Origin of the sequence: Mesorhizobium sp. M0408, assembly GCF_040321495.1 — a bacterium.
In the GTDB taxonomy this organism is placed as follows: Bacteria; Pseudomonadota; Alphaproteobacteria; order Rhizobiales; family Rhizobiaceae; genus Mesorhizobium.
In genome coordinates this window covers 62,601-79,742 of sequence record NZ_JAMYRO010000004.1, presented here as the reverse complement: position 1 = coordinate 79,742, position 17,142 = coordinate 62,601, and the positions used below count along the sequence as shown (strand labels likewise).

The following is a 17,142-nucleotide window of genomic DNA, read 5'->3' as shown; positions in this document are numbered from 1 at the left end:
CAGACGTTGGATTGGACCCTCGACCTCTACAAAAGCTCACTGAGCTTCGGGTCGGGCTACGACGGCATTCCGAAGCGATCGCTTCGGCGAGAAGTCGTCGTTCTCAATCGGGCGAAGGGGGAGACATCGGCGAAGACGGCATAAGGGAGGATGGGCCAGACCGAGCCGACGGAAAGGTCGTAGCCATTGGAGCGCATAGCGCCTGGCCGGGAGGCCGCCGCCAGCCAGACTTACGCGGCGCGTCGTTGAGCGAGGTGGAGACCCGAACGGGCTCGACGAGGGTCCACGGCGGTCACAATGTGGTGGTGGTGATCGCAGTAGACGCGATCCGGCGAAGTTGGCCCAGCACAAAAACGATAGCCGCCGGGTACTGACGGGTCTTCGCTCACCGGGAAGCGGCACTGATAGAGGCCTAGCTGAATGAGAGGGACGTCTCTCGAAGTTAGTCTGATATTTTCAGGCATGATGGTTTCCTAGTTCACAGCAATTGCCGGCTGACGGCCGCAGTGCGACCCGTCGGGGCGAGCTTCTCTCGTTTGGGAGGGCTACGGACCATATGGTGTTGGTAGCACCGTTAATGAAGGCCGACGCCCTGCTTCTGAAGCCAATAGTTTGCGACTTAAGGCCACACCCGCGAACGCATTGGCAATCTACCATCGTGTCCCCGAGGCACCCGCCCGCCGGTGTTTGTCGGCGGTGGGGCACTGGCTTGTGGCCCCCTATGAGACGCGCTCTGCCGACACCCTCGTTCACAGTCCGGACCACCTCATGCCGGGTCGCTCTAGCCGCCAAAAACCCAAATCACTCTAAGACGACCGAGTTCCGACCCTTGCAGTCGATCAGTTGCGAGCGTCGCATGACGCGATCTGACCCTGAGCTGCCCTTGGTCAGCCCATTTCACTGCCCGATACCCGACATTCGCGGCACTCGGCACTGACCCCTTGCTGACCTTCTCCAAGACGAGCCCCAAGCGCAAGTCGTGGCCCCAGTGGGGACAATCGACAGGCGCGATCACCCTATGTAGCTGCTTGGCGATCGAGCCTCGAAGTCAACCTGATAGACTTTTGAAATGGGCGGCATAAAATTCGCTTTTCTGCTTTCAATGAAAGCAACGCGAAATGGCCGAAGAACGCGCCCAACGCCGCCTTGCCGCCATATTGGCTGCCGACGTGGTGGGCTACAGTCGACTTCTGGACCTGGACGAGCAAGGAACGTTGGCCGCTTTAAGGAGGAGGAGGAAGGAAATCCTCGAACCACTCGTCCGCGACCGTCATGGCCGTATTGTGAAAGTGATGGGTGATGGCGTTCTGGTCGAGTTCGGAAGCGCGGTGAACGCCGTGTCATGCGCCGTGGACCTTCAGAAGCGGATGGCGGCCGCAAACGAGGGTGTGACCGCCGACCGGAGAATCTACCTGCATATCGGCATCAATCTGGGCGATGTCGTTGTCGAGGACGGCGATCTGTTCGGCGACGGCGTCATTGTCGCAGTGCGGCTCCAGGCAATGGCCGGGGCAGGAGATGTCTGTGTGTCCGGCAGCGTCTACGACCAAGTCAAGCGGAAGCTCGATTGCGGCTTCGACGAACTTGGTCCGCAAGCGATCAAGAACGTCACCGAACCAGTGTCTGTCTACCGGATCCGGCTGTCGACCGCATCGGACGATGGCGGGTTCGCGGAGAAAGCGCCTCTGCAGCTCCCCGCCAAGCCCTCCATTGCCGTCCTCCCCTTTACGAACATGAGCAATGATCCGGAGCAGGAGGCATTTGTCGATGGCCTCACCGAAGACTTGATCACGGATCTGTCGAGGACAAGCGAGTTGTTCGTCATCGCCAGCAACTCGGCATTTGCATACAAAGGCAGGCACGTGGATGTGCGTCGCATCGCGCGAGAACTGGGAGTTCGCCATCTTCTTGAAGGTAGTGCACGGCGGGCCGCTGGACGGGTGCGTATCAACGCCCAACTGATCGACGCGATCGCGGGTGACCACCTTTGGGCCGAAAGATTCGACCGGAGCCTAGAAGATATCTTCGCCGTTCAGGACGAGGTGACCGGCAAGATTGTCGAGGCTCTGGTTGGCCGCCTGACCACCGCGCCGGCGCGCAACAGACCGAGCAACCTGGAGGCCTATGATCTCTGTGTGCGTGCCCGGGTCCTTGGCCTGCAAACGGCGCTCACCGCGAAAGAGGCCATTTTGCTGCTAGACCGGGCAATCGCGCTCGACCCGGAATACGCGGAGGCGCACCGTTGGCTGGCGCTCAACCTCTGGCTGGGCTGGGAGTTCTGGGACGAACCGATGGACCCCAACCGCGCAAGAGCGCTCGCCGAAGCACAGCTGGCGGTCGAACTCGACCCGAACGACGCCGGGAACAGATGGGTATTGGGCGTCATACTTGGACATGAGAGTCGCTGGGTGGAATCGGATGCCGAATTCGATGCTGCCCACGAGTTGGACCCCAACCACGCCGACGCTTGGGCAATGCAGGCCGAGTTGACGACGGAAAAGGGCCGACCTGCCGAAGCCATAGAGCAGGTCCGCAGGGCACTGCGACTCAACCCTCACCCGCCCGGTTGGTATTATTGGATGTTGGGCCAGGCCCAATATGCCCTGGGCGACTACGAATCCGCGATCCTAACGCTGCGCAGGCCCGAAACCTATCGCACGACTTCACGACGCCTGCTTGCAGCAAGCCTTGCGCAACTTGGCCGTTTGGAGGAAGCGGGCTGGGAGGCGAAAATGTTCATGATAAGCAATCCGCACTTCACTATCCGGCACTGGTCGGATTCGCAGCCATTCCCAGCCGAAGACGTGCGCCGGCATATCGTGGAAGGTTATCGCATGGCGGGGCTGCCAGAATGACTGTCATTGGTTATACCTTCGGCCTGCTCGACAGGCGTCCCAAGGCTGCCGCAGCAGCGAATATTTTGGTCTTCTGACGGAACGAAATTCGCCATATCGTGCGTTTGTTTCGCCTCAGGGTGTGCTTGAACATGGCCAGTGAAGACTTTCGGCACCGGATAGCGCGACGCGAGGACCTCGCCTCCATGATTGCGCTCATGGATGCAGCGATCTCCGAACTCCAGAAACCGTTTCTCGACGATGACCAGATCCGATCCAGCCGCGCAATCATGGGGCTGGACACGCAGCTTGTCGATGATGGCACCTATTTCGTCGTGGAGCACGACGGCGTCCTGGCAGGGTGCGGTGGCTGGAGCCGGCGCACGACCATGTATGGTGGTGATCAGTCACCGGGACGCAACGCGGCACTGCTTGATCCAGCCACGGACGCGGCGCGTATCAGAGCCATGTATACGCATCCGGACTTTGTCCGGCGAGGCGTCGGCCGCCTTATCCTTTCGCTGTGTGAACGTGCCGCTAAGGCTGAGGGCTTCCGCCGTGCCGATCTGGCAGCCACGATGGCAGGAGAGCCGCTCTATAGAGCCTGCGGCTACCAACCCGCCGAGAAATTCGTCGATGACCGTGGCGGCGCTCCGGTTCCGATCCTGATGATGAGCAAGACGCTCTGACCTACGCTCAAAGGCCACTCGCTCGCGGCCGGCACTCGCTCCGGCCAGTATGGCAGGAGGAGGATGCTGGAGATTGAACCAGGCCATCTCGAACGAAACAGGACTTCGCCTGTACTTCCGCTCCATGGTCGAGTCGCGACCGACGTGGAGGTTTTCGCGAACGTCTCGAGATGGCGCACGTGGTAGGGTGGCGCGTTGAGTTTAACCGGATCAAACGACCATCCGCTTCGGGTCCGCATCAGGTCGTAGCGAGAACGACCGCAATGGTGAAGCGCCATGATTGTCAGCAAATGGCGCTCTGTGCTCATTCCCGCCGACTAATTCAAACGGCAAGTTCCGCCCATCTGGGCCATTGGCGGCAGCCAGTCTGATTGAGTTTTGACCGTAATCCTCAAACGCCGCCCTCAGCGTTTCGAACGTCGCAAACACGCACAATGCAGCGCCCTCGGGATTCTTGGTCGGTGGCAGAGCTTCAGCTATCCGGCGCACCAAGGTCGTCTCAGAACCGGCTGGAGCGTTCTTTCGGCTGAGGCGACTTCAAGCCGTGACAGGAGCATTCCGGATCAGCGGGAAGTCGCGCGGCGGTCTCCAGCGCGACCCGCGAGGCTGTCATGGAGAGACTGGGCAGCACGTCCTCCTGCAGCAATTTCTGGCGATTGCGATCCATATAGTCGTTGAAGCCCGCCGTCACGAACGCGCAAGGCACGAAACACGCGCCGATCTCGCGCGACAAGGTCGCCTCAGGGGCGATGGAATGGTTGAGTACATCCGCCCCCATGCCCCGATATGCCAAGGCTTCGGCAGGCGTTGTCAGCCGGGGCCCATAACAATGGGCAGCCACCAACTGCTGTTCGATGCCATAAACGCGGCATTCGGCTGGCCAATGACGGCGGGCCGTTTCGACCAGAACCGCCGCACATCTTGGACACACGATTTGCTTGCCCGAACAGTCAAAGCTCTGACGGTCAGGAAGCAGTGAAAACGGGGTCTGCGTCAGTTCAATGATATCGGCGGTCACCACCATGTCGCCCGGCTGGATCGCCTTGTTGACGGCGCCTACAGTCGAGCAGGCGAGAACTTGCCGTACACCCGCCCGCATCAATACCCAGAACGCGCGGCGATGGCAGGAATGGTCGATACGGTCGCGGGGATTGCCGTGCGAATACATGCACAGCGCGCGTTTTGCTCTCCCTTCCGCTGTGATCGACGCATCGAACTCGAGCAGCTTCCAGTTGTCGGTGCGACCGAAAGGTGTTTCAAAACTCATGTCGCGCCGCAAGGTGCGCACACCATCGAATTCGACATCTTCCGGGAAGGCAAGCCCCCAGTTTGCCGACCCGGTGATGATGGCCAACCCTACCTGAGGGATGTCCGTCGAATGATCCGTCAGATCGTCGGCTGCATGATAATTGGTGGGCATGTTTCCAGTCTCGGTCAGGATTTTTGGCGAAGGGTCACAATCAGGACCACGGCCACGACGATGACGGTCCACAATGTCGAGATCGCCGCAATGGTCGGATCGATCTGATCGCGCAGCGACAGGAACATAAGCTTCGGCATCGTGCTGTTGCGACCGCTTGCGATGAAGATCGAAATCACGGACTCGTCGAGCGAAGTCAGGAACGCCATCAATGTCGCTGACAGCAAGCTGATCCGAAGTTGCGGAACGATGATTCCGCCAATGGACCTGGCCCAGTTTGCACCGAGGCTGCGCGCCGCCTGAACCTGGTTCCAGTCAAAGCGGGCGAGAGCGGGTAGCAACACAATGCAGGCGACCGGAACGGCCAGCACCACATGTCCGACCAGCACACCGAATAGCGTTCCGATCAGATGTTGTGCGGCCAACACAAAGAAGAGACCGATCGCAAGCAGGATACCTGGGGTGATCGAGGGGGTCAGCAGGACGCTCTGGATGGCCGAAGCGGTCTTTCCGCCCAGCCGATTCATTGAAATGCAGGCGAGCAGCGCGAAAGGCACCGCGATCAACGCCGTCAACGTCCCAAGGATCAAACTCGTTCTGAGCGCGGCCATCCACGTTGCCGAGCCGAAGAAGTTCTCGTACCAGCGCAACGAGTAGGCGTGCGGCGGAAACTCGAGGAGATTCGACGCCGAAAAGGAAAGCGGCACCACCACGAGCGTCGGCAGCATCAGAAATGCCATGACAAGAGCGGCAAAGCTCCAGAGCAAAATGCGGGCGAGCCTGTTTTGCGGATAGGCTTCAAGCATGGGAGGCTTCCACGGTGTTCTGGGCCACCAGACGGCGTGCCGCCAGCAACATCACACCGATCAGCGCCATAAGAACGAGGAGCAGAATGCCCAGGACGCTTGCCGACCCCCAGTCCTGAAAGGTCGATAATGTACGCTCGATCCGGGTAGAGAGCGGGTTTACCTTGCCGCCGCCAAGCACCGCCGGCGTGATGAAAAAACCTATGGCGTAGATGAGGACGATGATCGAACCCGAGAAGATGCCGCCCGCCGAAAGCGGCATAATGACTGTGCGGATGACCTGCCTGAGAGTGGCTCCCATGCTCGCAGCCGCGCGAATGAGATTTGGGTCGATATCGCGCATCGCAGCATAAACAGGCAGCAGAAAAAGTGGCAGCATGTAGTGCACCATGCCGATGAGCGTTCCCGTGAAGTTGTAGACCAGCGGCAATGGCTCCGCCGTCAGGCCTGAACCGGTCAAAGCCGCGTTGATCAGGCCGTCGCGCCGCAAGAGCACGAGCCAACCATAGGTACGCACCAGAATAGAGGTCCACAGCGGCAGCATGACGAACGCCATGAGCACGTTGGCCAGCCTTGGTCTGACGCTGGCCAGCGCCAGCGCCAGAGGAGTGCCGAGGAGAATGCAGCCCGCCAGCGTACCCAAGGACAGTTCGAGGGTCGTGACGAGCGCCGACCATGTCAGTCCGCTCGAAAGGACCTTCTCGTAATTGCCGACGGTGTACTCACCCCCGGTGGTCAGGAAGGATTGCCGGATGATCCAAAGGATGGGCAGTATCGCCGCCAGTCCAACGATGAACAGCGCCGGGAGCGAAAGTGAAAGAAAAAACCGCCGCTCGCGCCGCGCATCCGCAGCGAGCGCCGGGTCCCGGACGACGATCACGCCATCGCTCCCGGTATCGCGTGAACCTTCGCTGCTGGTGCATATGCGGTCATCCGCTGACCGGCGGCAAGCTCGGCGCAGCCGCCGGCCAGCGCTGCCGGAATGCAGACAAGAACCTCTTGCCCGCCGTCAAGCGCCAGCGTCAAAAGCCAGTTCTCGCCGCGGAACGCTTTGGCGCGCAGTATTCCTTCGAGAGCCACTCCGTCTCCCCCGACGAGCTTCGCATCAAGATGGAAGCTTTCGGCGCGGATCATCAGAGTTTCGCGTGATGCTTCGGCGCCGTCGATTCTGCGCGCTGAGCCCGGGGCCACAATGTTGGCCTCGCCCATGAACTCCGCGACGAAGCGGGTCGATGGACGATCATAAATCCGCTGCGGCGTATCTATCTGCTGGATGCGGCCAGAATTCATCACCGCAATCCGGTCAGACATAATCAGCGCTTCGCGCTGGTCGTGGGTTACATAGATTGTGGTGATCCGTAGATGATCATGCAGACGCCGGATCTCATACTGCATGCTCTCGCGCAGGTTCTTGTCGAGCGCCGACAGCGGCTCGTCCATCAACATCACGCGCGGTTCGAAGACGATAGCCCGCGCCAATGCCACCCGTTGACGTTGGCCGCCGGATAGTGCGGCAATATTGCGCTCCGCCAGACCATCCAGCTTCACGCGGGCCAAGGTATCAAGCGCCCGCTGACGCGCCTCCGCTCTCGGTACCTTGCGCAGCACCAGCGGATACGCGACGTTCGCCATGACATTCATGTGGGGAAACAAGGCGTAATTCTGGAATACTATGCCGATGTCTCGTTTGTTGGGCGGCAGGCGGGTGATGTCTCGATCGCCCAAGAAAAGTTTACCGGAATCCGGCCGGACAAAACCGGCCAGAGCCATGAGTAACGTGGTCTTGCCCGATCCCGATGGCCCTAGCAGCGTGAGGAATTCGCCAGCCTGGATGTCGAGCGAAACATCATCCAGTGCGACGTAGGACCCATAAGCCTTGTGCACGCTTTCGATGGTGATCGCGAGCGACTTCATCATGTGCTCCAGCCTTGAAGCGCGTCGCGTTCGACTGGCTTCACGCGACGCGCTTTAGGTTCTTGTTTTCATGCATGTCGTTGTCGCGCGCTGCACATTTTTGCGCGACATGCGTTAGAGCTGAGAGTCAGCGGGCCATCATTTCATCGAAGGCTCTTTGGGCAGCCTCGCCATTCTTGACCCACCATTCTGAATTGGAAAACACCGAAGTGCCAGCATTTTCAGGCGCGGTCGCAAGGGTCTTCAGACGGTCCTCGGGAATAAGGCCACCCTCATATGCCGCAGGATTGACGGGGCCGTAGGCAATGAAATCGGTCAGCTTGGCAACCCGCGCGGGCTGCGTCATCGCTGCGATGAGTTTCATGGCGGCCTCCTTGTTCGGCGCTCCCTTCGGCACCCCAAGGCAGTCCGTGCCGATGACCGAACCCTTGAACGTGTAGTCAGCCGCGCCGCCATCGGCTTTCACGGTTTGGGCCCGTCCGTTCCAGGTAATGACCAAATCCGCCTCACCATCTTTCAGCAACTGCGCGGACTGAGCCCCCGAGGTCCACCACACGGCGACGTTTGGTTTGATCGCTTCAAGCCGCTTGATGGCGCGCTCTAGCCCTTCCGGCGTGCTGAGCACGGAATAGACGTCCGCCGGTGCCACGCCATCGGAGAGAAGCGCGATCTCGATCGAGTCTTGCGCATTGGCGCGCAACGCGCGACGGCCAGAAAATTTGGCAACATCCCAGAATTCCGCCCACGTCTTCGGCGGGTTCTCGCCATAGGTCTTGGTGTTCCACGACATGACGGTGCCATAGGAGTCAAACGGATAGCAGTAGTCGGACTTTGCACCTACCGGCACGGATTTCGGATCGATGATCTTGTAGTCGAGCGGCTCCAGCAGCGATTGTGCGGCCGCCTGGGCACCTTCCGGTGAGCCCAGGTGAATGACGTCGGTCGTGACCGCACCCGAGGTGACCTGCATCTTCAAGGCGGCCAGGCCGTCGCTTAGGGTCTCCTCGCGGACATCATAGCCAAGCTCTTTTGCAGCAGGGCCCCACATGGCTTCCTTCATGGCGTTACCATAATCCCCACCTGCGGTCGTGATGGTGACTGTTTGCGCATGAACGGGCAGGGCAGCCGAGATTGCGAATGCTGTTAAGGAAATGCGTAGCCAAGACATAGGTTCTCCTCCCCAACTTTATCAAACATCGCTCAAAAGAGCCATTATTTTGTAATCGTAACGTTACGATTGCATCTCAATGCGCTGGAGTCAAGCTGCTTCCTACGGGAGTTTCGATTGACCGGGATGTCGAATTCGGTAACGTTATGGCGGTCAGCAAATCAGCCGGCGCTTTCGCAAATGAAGTCGGGCGAACAATGGCCAACCTAAAGCAGATCGCCGCGGAACTTTCCCTCTCGGTGACCACGGTGTCCCGCGCTCTGAAGGATGGGCCGGAGGTGCAGCCCTCGACCATAGCCCGCGTCAAGGAGGCGGCTAAGCGGGTCGGCTATTTACCAAATCATCATGGTCGCGCGCTCAAAACCGGTCGAACGCAGACGCTGACGGCAGTACTCCCGATGGAAACACGAGACCATCTGTCCGATTTGTTGAAGCTTCCTTTGATCGAAGGCATGACGCTGGCGGCGCGGCAAGCCGGTTATAGTCTGTCCATCTATTCCACCACTCCCGACGACGATCCCGTTGAGAGTGTGCAGCGCCAGCTTCAGGCGCGCAACGCAGACGGCCTGATCATCACGCGTCTGGTGTCGGCTGATCCGCGCGTCAAGCTGCTGCTGGACAAACGCATGCCGTTCGTCGCGTTTGGAAGAACCGACCTGGATATCGCGTATCCTTATGTCGATGTCGATAATGAACAGATTGCCTACGAGGCGACCCGGCGGCTCATGGATAAGGGCTGTCGACGCATTGCGCTGCAACTTCTCGTTCCGGAGGACCAGACGAGTGCCATGCGTCTTTCCGGGTATGGAAGGGCAATGGCCGAGGCTGGTATTCCGATCGACCAATCGTTGATCGGTCATGGCATGTTCACCATGGAATCGAGCGCAGGCTGGTTCGATCGCTTGCTGGCGTCATCAGATCCGCCAACGGGCTTGGCGTGCGCCAACGAACTGGGCCTTCTGGGAGCGTTGCACGCTCTCGGCAAGCGGGGTCTTACACCTGGCCGCGACGTCCACATCGTCACCCGTGACAGCACGCGGCTGGCACGCTTCCTGCCGGCAAAGATCGGAGTTCATTCCGTGGATATGGCGGGTGTTGGACGCAAACTTATCGAAGTCCTGGAGAGCCGGATCATCAATCCGCTTGGGCCGGTGGAGACAGTCTTGGTGCAAGGCAGATTCGAGCCGGCCGAATAATCCGGGCTGCCCTCAGGAGGCCACCTCGTCTTGAACCGGCCGGATCAGCGCCTTTGCGGCAGCTGCTCCCGCCGCTAGGATACGATCCGATAATTCCGTTCCTTCCACGGCGCGCGCGAGTTGGAGCGCGCCGATGAGCGTTGCAAACATGCCCAACGCAGCGCCCTCGGGATCGTTCGTCTGCGGCAGAGCTTCAGCTATCTGGCGCACCAGGGATTGAGCGCGCTCGGCATAGAGGGCTCGCGTTTCAGGCGGCTGCCGCGCGATTTCCGGCAACAACGCGGCCGAAGCGCAACCCTTTCCAGGATTGTCCCGGTGCTCGGCCGATAGATACGTCTCTATGGCCATTTCCGGACCGCCGGCGGCCAATGCTTCCTGCACTTGATGCGACTGCGCGTCCAAGGCCACCGCGACGCTTTCACGGACGAGCTCCGCCTTCGACTGGAAGTGCGGATAGAAGGCGCCGTTCGTCAGCCCGGCGTCGCTCATGATGGTTGCCAGCCCGGACGCCGCGATGCCGTCAGATCGAAAACGTTCGGCGGCGACCTCCATGATCCGGCTGCGTGACGCGTCTTTTCGGCCCTTTTCGTAGCGCATGGTCTTTCTTCCCTGTCCTGCTATTGCATTATGCTCATAATCTGATATTACTACCATAATTCAATTCGTGGAAATAAGCTAGACCTCTCGAACCTGGAACATCAAAAATGAATGGGAATTCTGAAAAGACCGCAATCGTGACCGGAGCCTCCTCGGGCATCGGCCGCGCCAGCGCCGAGGCCTTGGCGCGGGCGGGTTTCACTGTCTTCGGGACAAGTCGCCGCAAGACCAGTAATGGTCCGGGCGGAGTGACCATGCTGGCATGCGACGTGACCGATGATGCGGCCGTCAATGCGCTCGTTGCCAACGTGCTCGCGCAGACCGGCCGGATCGATCTCCTGGTCAACAATGCTGGTGTCGGTCTGCTAGGCGGCGCCGAGGAATCCTCGGTCGCACAGGTACAAGCTCTATTCGACGTCAATCTGTTCGGCGTCATGCGGATGACCAATGCGGTGTTGCCGTCGATGCGGCGGCGCGGCGAAGGGCGCATCATCAATATCGGCTCGATCCTGGGACTGGTACCCGCGCCATACTCAGCTCATTACTCGGCGGTCAAGCACGCGCTCGAAGGCTATTCGGAATCGCTCGACCACGAGGTGCGCGCCTTCAACGTCCGCGTTTCCGTCATCGAGCCGGCATTCGTCCGCACCGTCTTCGACCAGAACGGCATCGAGCCGGATTCGCTGTTGAAGGAATACGATCGGGCTCGAGCCGGGCTCAAGGCGCTGCTGGGCGATGTGATGCCCAAGGCCGATCAGCCGGAAGTGGTGGCGGATGTGGTTGTCAAGACAGCGACCGATGCCCGTCCGCGGCGGCGCTATACCGCTGGCAAGGCAGCGCGCCAGGTCAGCCTGCTGCGCCGCTTTGCCCCCGCGGGGATTTTCGACAAGAGCCTGCGCAAGCAGTTCCGACTGCCGGTCTGAACAACGGCGAGCCAGACGATTTCACGCACATGCGACTAGCAACTACGACACATTTGGCCAGGCCCTACGAAACGGAGGCGCCAAGCATGACACATAGATCCAATCGGTCGCCGCGTTCACCGGCGTTGTTCCAGGACGCGCCAACGCGCTCCGTCGATGTCGGCGGCATAGCTTTTGCGTACAGGGAACTCGGGCCTAGGACGGGCGTGCCAGTGATCCTGCTCAACCATCTGGCTGCTCAGCTGGACAATTTTGATCCGCGCATCGTCGATGGCCTCGCTGCGACCCGGCGGGTAATTGCCTTCGACAATCGCGGCATCGGCGCTTCGGGTGGCAAAACTCCGTCGACCATTTCCGGCATGGCGCGGGATGCAATCGCCTTTGTCCGGGCGCTGGGGTTCGAAGAAGTCGATCTCTTCGGCTTTTCACTCGGCGGCTTCGTGGCGCAAGAGATTGTGCTGACCGAGCCCAAGCTTGTGCGCAAACTCATCCTGGCTGGCACGGGGCCGGCCGGTGGGCAAGGCATCGACAAGGTGACGCCGCTGACGATCGTGGACATGATCAAGGGCGCGCTGACTTTTCGGGATCCGAAGTACTATCTCTTCTTCACAAGAACGACGAATGGGCGCCGCGCCGCAAACGCATTTCTGGAACGGCTGAAGGAGCGCCGGAATAACCGGGACAAGGCGATATCGCTGAGCGCGTTCGGCGCGCAACTCAAGGCGATCAAGGCCTATGGACTCCAGGCGCCTGAAGACCTGAGCACCATCCGCATTCCCACTTTGGTTGCGAATGGCGACCAGGACAGGATGGTGCCGAGCAGCAATACCTATGATCTCGCAGGGCGTATCCCGGGGGCGCATCTGGTTATCTATCCGGATGCCGGGCATGGCGGGGTATTTCAGAACTACGCCGATTTTGTCCCGAAAGCCCTGTCCTTCCTCGAGGCTGAGGCCTTGCCGCAGGGCGGCTATGCAGCTGAAAACGTTCGGCTTGTTTCGTCCCGAACAACAACAGACATTCTTAGAAAGTAACTGCCATGAAGGCATTCGTTGTCGATAAGTATAACAAGAAGGGCATTCTGCGGCTGGCCGAAATGCCGGAGCCGGAGCTCCAGGACAGCGATGTCTTGGTCGAGGTCCATGCCGCAGGGGTGAACCTGCTCGATTCCAAGATCAGAACCGGGGAATTCAAGCTCATCCTGCCTTATCGCCGGCCCTTCATCCTGGGCCACGACGTGGCTGGGAAGGTTGTTCGCGTGGGATCGAAAGTCCGCAAGTTCAAGGCCGGCGACGATGTCTATGCGCGGCCGCGCGACGGCCGGATTGGGACATTCGCCGAATTCATTGCCGTGAATGAGGCCGACGTAGCCTTGAAGCCCGAGAATCTCAGTATGGAAGAGGCGGCGTCGATTCCCCTGGTCGGTCTCACCGCCTGGCAGACGCTCATCGAACGGGCAAACCTGAAGAAGGGACAGAAGGTCTTCATTCAGGCTGGTTCCGGCGGCGTCGGGACATTTGCTATTCAGTTGGCCAAGCACCTCGGCGCGACCGTTGCGACAACCGCGAGCGCGGCGAGTGCCGATCTGGTCAAAAGTCTCGGCGCCGATGTCATCGTCGACTACAGGAAAGACGACTTCGAGAAAGTTCTGTCGGGCTACGATGTCGTCTTGAACAGCCAGGACGCCAAGACACTGGAAAAATCCCTGAGCGTGCTGAAACCGGGTGGCAAGCTCATCTCCATCTCCGGTCCACCGGATGCCGAATTTGCCAGGGAAAAGGGGCTGAACTTGATGCTGAGGCTGGCGCTGCGCTTCCTGAGTCGCGGAATTCGGGCCAAAGCCAAGCGCCGCGGCGTGCAGTTTTCGTTCCTTTTCATGTGGGCGCAGGGCGATCAGCTGAGCAAAATCACCGCTCTCATCGAAGCCGGCGCGATCCGCCCGGTTGTGGATCGGGTCTTTCCATTCGAAGCGACCAATGACGCCCTGGCCTATGTCGAAACAGGACGCGCTAAGGGCAAGGTCGTCATCAAGGTCAGATAGCAGTTGCCTCGAACGCTGCCCTCAGCGTCTCGAACGGCGCCAGGGCGCCGCGCACCTGCACGACGGCGGCGGCAACGCGATGGGCGCGCAGCACCGCCTCTGCCGGGGCATGGCCGGCAAGTCGGGCGGCGAGGTAGGCGCCGTTGAAGGAGTCCCCGGCGCCGGTGGTGTCGACCGGCGCGGCGACATGCACCGCCGGAACCGATTGCAAGGTTCCGTTTTGCGCGATCAGCGCCGGTTCCTCACCGTTCTTGACCACGACTTCGCCGGCCAGCTTTCGCAGCCGTTCAGCTGTTTTCTGCGGTGTCGTATCACCAAACAGCATCTGCTCGTCGGGAAAGGTCGGGAGCGCGATGTCGGCGACGGCGAGCGCCTCGAGGATCGCGGCCTGCGCTTCCTCGCTTTGGCGCCATAGCCGCGGCCGGTAATTGGGGTCGAAGGCAATCAGCGAGCCGGCCGCGCGCGCCTTGGCCACGGCCGTCAGCAGCACCGTGCGTGCGTCGTCGTCGAGGATTGCCAAAGTGATTCCGGAAAAATAGACAAGCGCCTGGTTTTCAAGGCTTTTCTGCAAAGCGGCTGGGTCCGAAGCCAACTGCCTTGCGGCCGCATCGGCCCGCCAATAGGTGAAAGAACGTTCGGCGCCGGTCAGCGTGATCGCATAGAGGCCGGGGCGGGCGCCCGCTATCACCGGGCTGGCGCCGATGCCGATGCCGCTCTCGGCCAGGAACTTGATCTGGTCGCGTGAGAACGGGTCGTCGCCGAAGGCCGACACATAGGTCGCCCGCCGCTCGCCGCTCAAGGCATGCAGCGCCCACAAAGTGTTGAACGTGTCGCCGGCAAAGCCCATGCGCCAGTTCGGCCCGGCCTGGCCCGAAAGCTCTAGCATGCACTCGCCGATCGAGGCGATGCCGTTTCCTGCCATGAAGCACTCCTCCATCCCTGCAATTGCGGTGCTGTAGCTTTTTGCAGCCGGCAGCGCCATGCTTGGCGACGGCGGATTCTTGCACTGGGCGCGATTTCCCACAGGGGCGTGGGACGCGATCTGCCCAGCGAAACGTTATCCGCAGAACAGGAATGGGTTTGGCATCGTTATGGCGTTATCTTCTTGGAGGCCTCGGCCTGGCTGCCTTGCTCGCCGGCGTGCTGGCAATCGTCTATCTGACGGCGCCGCGTGCGCCGCAACCAAGCTCGGATGTCGGCCGTTCCAAGACGACGGCGAACAAGCTGTTCGCGGCGACTTTCGAGCCCGAGAAAGGCGTCATCCGGCAGGGCGAACTGGAATCCTGGCTGCTCACGCTCAAAACCGTCGAGGGTGCGCCGGTGGAAGGTGCTGCGATAACGATTTCCGGCGGCATGCCGCAGCACAAGCACGGTCTGCCGACCAGCCCGCAGGCGACCGATTACCTCGGCGCGGGGCGCTATCGCATCGACGGGGTCAAATTCACGATGAGCGGGTGGTGGCAATTGCATTTTGCCATTTCCGCTGCGGCCGGTTCGGACACTGTCGTCTTCAATGTGGTGCTGTGAGCCATAGATGAGCCGGTTTCCCAGTCTTCTCGCGTTGGTGGTGGTGGCCGTGCTTGCCGGCTGCGGCAGACCGGAGTTTTCCGATGCCGAAAAGCAGACCATCGCCTCACTGGCCCTGTCCAAGCTGCCGCCGCTGAAGCCCGATACCACCAATCGCTTCGCCGATGTGCCGGCCGCCGCGGCACTCGGCTCGACGCTGTTTTTCGACACCGGGATGAGCGGCGACGGCACGGTATCGTGCTCGACCTGCCACAAGATCGACCGGCAGTTCCAGGACGACCTGCCGCAAGCGGTCGGCGTCGGCCGCACCAACCGTCGTACCATGCCGTTGGCCGGCGTCGCGCATGATCCCTGGTTCTTCTGGGACGGGCGGCGCGACAGCCTGTGGGCGCAAGCGCTGACACCGCTCGAAAATCCGCTGGAGCAGGCCGGCAACCGCGCCGCCTTCGCACATTACATCAAGGCCCGCTTCGGCGAGCGCTACGAGCGCATCTTCGGGCCGCTGCCTGACCTTTCGGGCGTGCCGGCCAATGCCGGCCCGTTCGGCACCGATGCCGAGAAGGCGGCCTGGAACGCCATGCCCGCCAGCCAAGCCGAGGAGGTCAACCGCGTCTTTGCCAATATCGGCAAGGCGATCGCCGCCTTCGAGCGCTCGATCGCGCCGCCGCAGACACGCTTCGACCGCTTTGCCCTCGACCTGGCTGCGGGCGCCGAGCCGAAAGGCGACGCCGCCTTTTCGTCGGAGGAAATCCTCGGCCTGAAATTGTTCATCGGCAAGGCCAATTGCGTGACCTGCCACAACGGCCCGCGTTTTACCGACGGCAGCTTCCACAATACCGGCGTGCCGCCGGTCGCGGGCCTGCCGCCGGATCGCGGCCGCGTCGAGGCGGTGGCGCAGGTCGAGGCCGATCCGTTCAACTGTTTCGGCGCCTTTCGCGACGGCGATGCCAGCGCCTGCCGCGAGTTGCGCTTCATGGTCAAGACCGGGCCGGAACTCGTCCGCGCCTACAAGACGCCGTCGCTGCGCGGTGCCGCCACCCGTCCGCCCTACATGCATGCCGGGCAGTTTTCCTCGCTCGACGAGGTGGTGGCGCATTATTCCAAGGCGCCGGCAAGTGTCGAGGGTGTGTCAGAGGTCCACCCGCTGCAGCTTTCGGACCACGAGCGCGCGGCGCTGGTGGCGTTTTTGAAGACACTGGCGGAGTGACGTTGGGTTTGCCGGGACGTGAAGATAGATTTCGACTTTCCCGACTTGAAGCAAATTAAAAAGGTGGCAATCACAAAGCCTCGAGATTAGCTGAGACATCTCTCCACTTCGTCATCCCAGGGTCTGCGCCGCGTCGCTTCGCTCCTTGCTCCGCCCTGGGATGACGAAGGGATGGTGGGGATAGGCTAGTCGCCAGCGTTGGATCGGCCGCTGATATCGGTCTGTATGCAGAGATACTCACCGATCCTTCACCGTCTCCATCGCGACAAACGTCGAGGTCTGGGCTACGTGCGGCAGGGCGGAGATGCGCTCGCCAAGCACGCGGCGGTAGGCGGCGATGTCGGTGGTGCGGACCTTCAGCAGATAGTCGAAGCTCGATGCCATCATGTGGCACTGCTCGATCTCCGGCACCGCCTGCACGGCGCGGTTGAAGGCGTCGAGCGCGGCCGAGCGGGTGTCGGACAGTTTCACCTGGACGAAGGCGACATGGCCTTCGCCCATGCGCTCACGGTCGATGATCGCCTGGTAGCCCCTGATGAAGCCGTCCTTCTCCAGCCGTTTGACTCGTGCCTGCACCGGCGTCTTCGACAGGCCGACTTTAGCCGCCAGGTCCGACATGGAAAGCCGGCCATTGCTGCCCAGAGCCGACAGGATGTTCCTGTCGATCCGGTCCAATTGGTCTTCTGTCACTGGATTCCTGGTCGAATTGGAGGTGATCAGTCCTAATGATAGATCGATCGATCTGTTCTGTCGACTTCTTTGGACCGACTGCAATCCCTACTTATGTTAGCTTGCGCCGTTCGGTCCGGTGACCGCCGGC

Annotated in this window: 16 protein-coding genes; 8 read left to right on the top strand and 8 right to left on the bottom strand. The window is 60.9% G+C overall.

Features of this window, described 5'->3' with window-relative positions:
* The first annotated feature begins 1,118 nt into the window (after nt 1-1,118).
* The gene (locus tag NKI67_RS05965) at nt 1,119-2,855 is read left to right on the top strand and encodes an adenylate/guanylate cyclase domain-containing protein (protein WP_352635581.1); all 1,737 of its coding nucleotides are present in this window, start codon (nt 1,119-1,121) and stop codon (nt 2,853-2,855) included.
* Between the two features lie 185 nt (nt 2,856-3,040).
* Nucleotides 3,041-3,523 carry a GNAT family N-acetyltransferase gene (locus NKI67_RS05960; RefSeq protein WP_352454573.1) on the top strand — a complete coding sequence of 161 codons (483 nt, stop codon included), beginning with the start codon at nt 3,041-3,043 and terminating at the stop codon, nt 3,521-3,523.
* A gap of 499 nt (nt 3,524-4,022) precedes the next feature.
* Here NKI67_RS05960 and NKI67_RS05955 read toward each other — a convergent pair whose 3' ends face one another.
* The 5 genes from NKI67_RS05955 to NKI67_RS05935 form a co-directional block, all read right to left on the bottom strand.
* On the bottom strand, nt 4,023-4,943 hold the full coding sequence (locus NKI67_RS05955) for a phosphorylase family protein (RefSeq protein WP_023676454.1): 921 nt from the start codon (nt 4,941-4,943) through the stop codon (nt 4,023-4,025).
* Nucleotides 4,944-4,957: 14 nt separating this feature from the next.
* The gene (locus NKI67_RS05950) at nt 4,958-5,749 is read right to left on the bottom strand and encodes an ABC transporter permease (protein ID WP_352644747.1); all 792 of its coding nucleotides are present in this window, start codon (nt 5,747-5,749) and stop codon (nt 4,958-4,960) included.
* Complete coding sequence (locus tag NKI67_RS05945) at nt 5,742-6,629, bottom strand: ABC transporter permease (RefSeq protein WP_352644745.1); 888 nt, start codon at nt 6,627-6,629, stop codon at nt 5,742-5,744. The genes NKI67_RS05950 and NKI67_RS05945 overlap by 8 nt, the downstream gene beginning before the upstream one ends.
* Nucleotides 6,626-7,663, bottom strand: coding sequence for an ABC transporter ATP-binding protein (locus NKI67_RS05940; RefSeq protein ID WP_352568997.1), 1,038 nt, complete (start codon nt 7,661-7,663; stop codon nt 6,626-6,628). The genes NKI67_RS05945 and NKI67_RS05940 overlap by 4 nt, the downstream gene beginning before the upstream one ends.
* Nucleotides 7,664-7,790: 127 nt before the next feature.
* Nucleotides 7,791-8,831, bottom strand: coding sequence for an ABC transporter substrate-binding protein (locus tag NKI67_RS05935; RefSeq protein WP_352568912.1), 1,041 nt, complete (start codon nt 8,829-8,831; stop codon nt 7,791-7,793).
* 146 nt (nt 8,832-8,977) lie between these two features.
* Here NKI67_RS05935 and NKI67_RS05930 point away from each other — a divergent pair, with 146 nt between their 5' ends.
* Nucleotides 8,978-10,027 carry a LacI family DNA-binding transcriptional regulator gene (locus NKI67_RS05930; RefSeq protein WP_352568911.1) on the top strand — a complete coding sequence of 350 codons (1,050 nt, stop codon included), beginning with the start codon at nt 8,978-8,980 and terminating at the stop codon, nt 10,025-10,027.
* A 12-nt stretch (nt 10,028-10,039) separates the two neighbouring features.
* Here the strand turns inward: NKI67_RS05930 and NKI67_RS05925 are convergent, their stop codons facing one another.
* Nucleotides 10,040-10,624 (bottom strand): TetR/AcrR family transcriptional regulator, encoded by a 585-nt coding sequence (locus NKI67_RS05925; RefSeq protein ID WP_352568910.1) that lies wholly within the window; start codon nt 10,622-10,624, stop codon nt 10,040-10,042.
* A 107-nt stretch (nt 10,625-10,731) separates the two neighbouring features.
* Between NKI67_RS05925 and NKI67_RS05920 the strand changes: the two genes are divergently transcribed.
* From NKI67_RS05920 to NKI67_RS05910, 3 genes are all read left to right on the top strand, one after another.
* Nucleotides 10,732-11,547: an oxidoreductase gene (locus tag NKI67_RS05920; protein ID WP_352568909.1), complete on the top strand. Its 816-nt coding sequence runs from the start codon at nt 10,732-10,734 to the stop codon at nt 11,545-11,547.
* Between the two features lie 86 nt (nt 11,548-11,633).
* The gene (locus NKI67_RS05915; RefSeq protein WP_352568908.1) at nt 11,634-12,581 is read left to right on the top strand and encodes an alpha/beta fold hydrolase; all 948 of its coding nucleotides are present in this window, start codon (nt 11,634-11,636) and stop codon (nt 12,579-12,581) included.
* A 5-nt stretch (nt 12,582-12,586) separates the two neighbouring features.
* On the top strand, nt 12,587-13,588 hold the full coding sequence (locus NKI67_RS05910) for an NADP-dependent oxidoreductase (protein ID WP_352568907.1): 1,002 nt from the start codon (nt 12,587-12,589) through the stop codon (nt 13,586-13,588).
* Here the strand turns inward: NKI67_RS05910 and NKI67_RS05905 are convergent.
* Nucleotides 13,581-14,510 (bottom strand): sugar kinase, encoded by a 930-nt coding sequence (locus NKI67_RS05905; protein WP_352568906.1) that lies wholly within the window; start codon nt 14,508-14,510, stop codon nt 13,581-13,583. The two genes, NKI67_RS05910 and NKI67_RS05905, sit on opposite strands and share 8 nt — an antisense overlap.
* 158 nt (nt 14,511-14,668) lie before the next feature.
* Between NKI67_RS05905 and NKI67_RS05900 the strand changes: the two genes are divergently transcribed.
* Together NKI67_RS05900 and NKI67_RS05895 are read left to right on the top strand one after the other, a co-directional pair.
* Nucleotides 14,669-15,115 carry a FixH family protein gene (locus NKI67_RS05900; protein WP_352568996.1) on the top strand — a complete coding sequence of 149 codons (447 nt, stop codon included), beginning with the start codon at nt 14,669-14,671 and terminating at the stop codon, nt 15,113-15,115.
* A 7-nt stretch (nt 15,116-15,122) separates the two neighbouring features.
* Nucleotides 15,123-16,322: a cytochrome-c peroxidase gene (locus NKI67_RS05895; protein ID WP_352644741.1), complete on the top strand. Its 1,200-nt coding sequence runs from the start codon at nt 15,123-15,125 to the stop codon at nt 16,320-16,322.
* A 237-nt stretch (nt 16,323-16,559) separates the two neighbouring features.
* Here NKI67_RS05895 and NKI67_RS05890 read toward each other — a convergent pair whose 3' ends face one another.
* Entirely contained in the window at nt 16,560-17,012 is a 453-nt protein-coding gene (locus tag NKI67_RS05890) for an Lrp/AsnC family transcriptional regulator (protein WP_352568904.1), read from the bottom strand.
* Nucleotides 17,013-17,142: the final 130 nt, after the last annotated feature.

What these genes read in the sequence shown, in the direction of transcription:
- NKI67_RS05940 (WP_352568997.1), bottom strand. Translation starts at nt 7,663, where the DNA reads ATGAAGTCGCTCGCGATCACCATCGAAAGCGTGCACAAGGCTTATGGG.
- NKI67_RS05915 (WP_352568908.1), top strand. Translation starts at nt 11,634, where the DNA reads ATGACACATAGATCCAATCGGTCGCCGCGTTCACCGGCGTTGTTCCAG.
- NKI67_RS05895 (WP_352644741.1), top strand. Translation starts at nt 15,123, where the DNA reads ATGAGCCGGTTTCCCAGTCTTCTCGCGTTGGTGGTGGTGGCCGTGCTT.
- NKI67_RS05925 (WP_352568910.1), bottom strand. Translation starts at nt 10,624, where the DNA reads ATGCGCTACGAAAAGGGCCGAAAAGACGCGTCACGCAGCCGGATCATG.
- NKI67_RS05965 (WP_352635581.1), top strand. Translation starts at nt 1,119, where the DNA reads ATGGCCGAAGAACGCGCCCAACGCCGCCTTGCCGCCATATTGGCTGCC.
- NKI67_RS05950 (WP_352644747.1), bottom strand. Translation starts at nt 5,749, where the DNA reads ATGCTTGAAGCCTATCCGCAAAACAGGCTCGCCCGCATTTTGCTCTGG.
- NKI67_RS05935 (WP_352568912.1), bottom strand. Translation starts at nt 8,831, where the DNA reads ATGTCTTGGCTACGCATTTCCTTAACAGCATTCGCAATCTCGGCTGCC.
- NKI67_RS05955 (WP_023676454.1), bottom strand. Translation starts at nt 4,943, where the DNA reads ATGCCCACCAATTATCATGCAGCCGACGATCTGACGGATCATTCGACG.
- NKI67_RS05910 (WP_352568907.1), top strand. Translation starts at nt 12,587, where the DNA reads ATGAAGGCATTCGTTGTCGATAAGTATAACAAGAAGGGCATTCTGCGG.
- NKI67_RS05930 (WP_352568911.1), top strand. Translation starts at nt 8,978, where the DNA reads ATGGCGGTCAGCAAATCAGCCGGCGCTTTCGCAAATGAAGTCGGGCGA.
- NKI67_RS05960 (WP_352454573.1), top strand. Translation starts at nt 3,041, where the DNA reads ATGATTGCGCTCATGGATGCAGCGATCTCCGAACTCCAGAAACCGTTT.
- NKI67_RS05920 (WP_352568909.1), top strand. Translation starts at nt 10,732, where the DNA reads ATGAATGGGAATTCTGAAAAGACCGCAATCGTGACCGGAGCCTCCTCG.
- NKI67_RS05905 (WP_352568906.1), bottom strand. Translation starts at nt 14,510, where the DNA reads ATGGCAGGAAACGGCATCGCCTCGATCGGCGAGTGCATGCTAGAGCTT.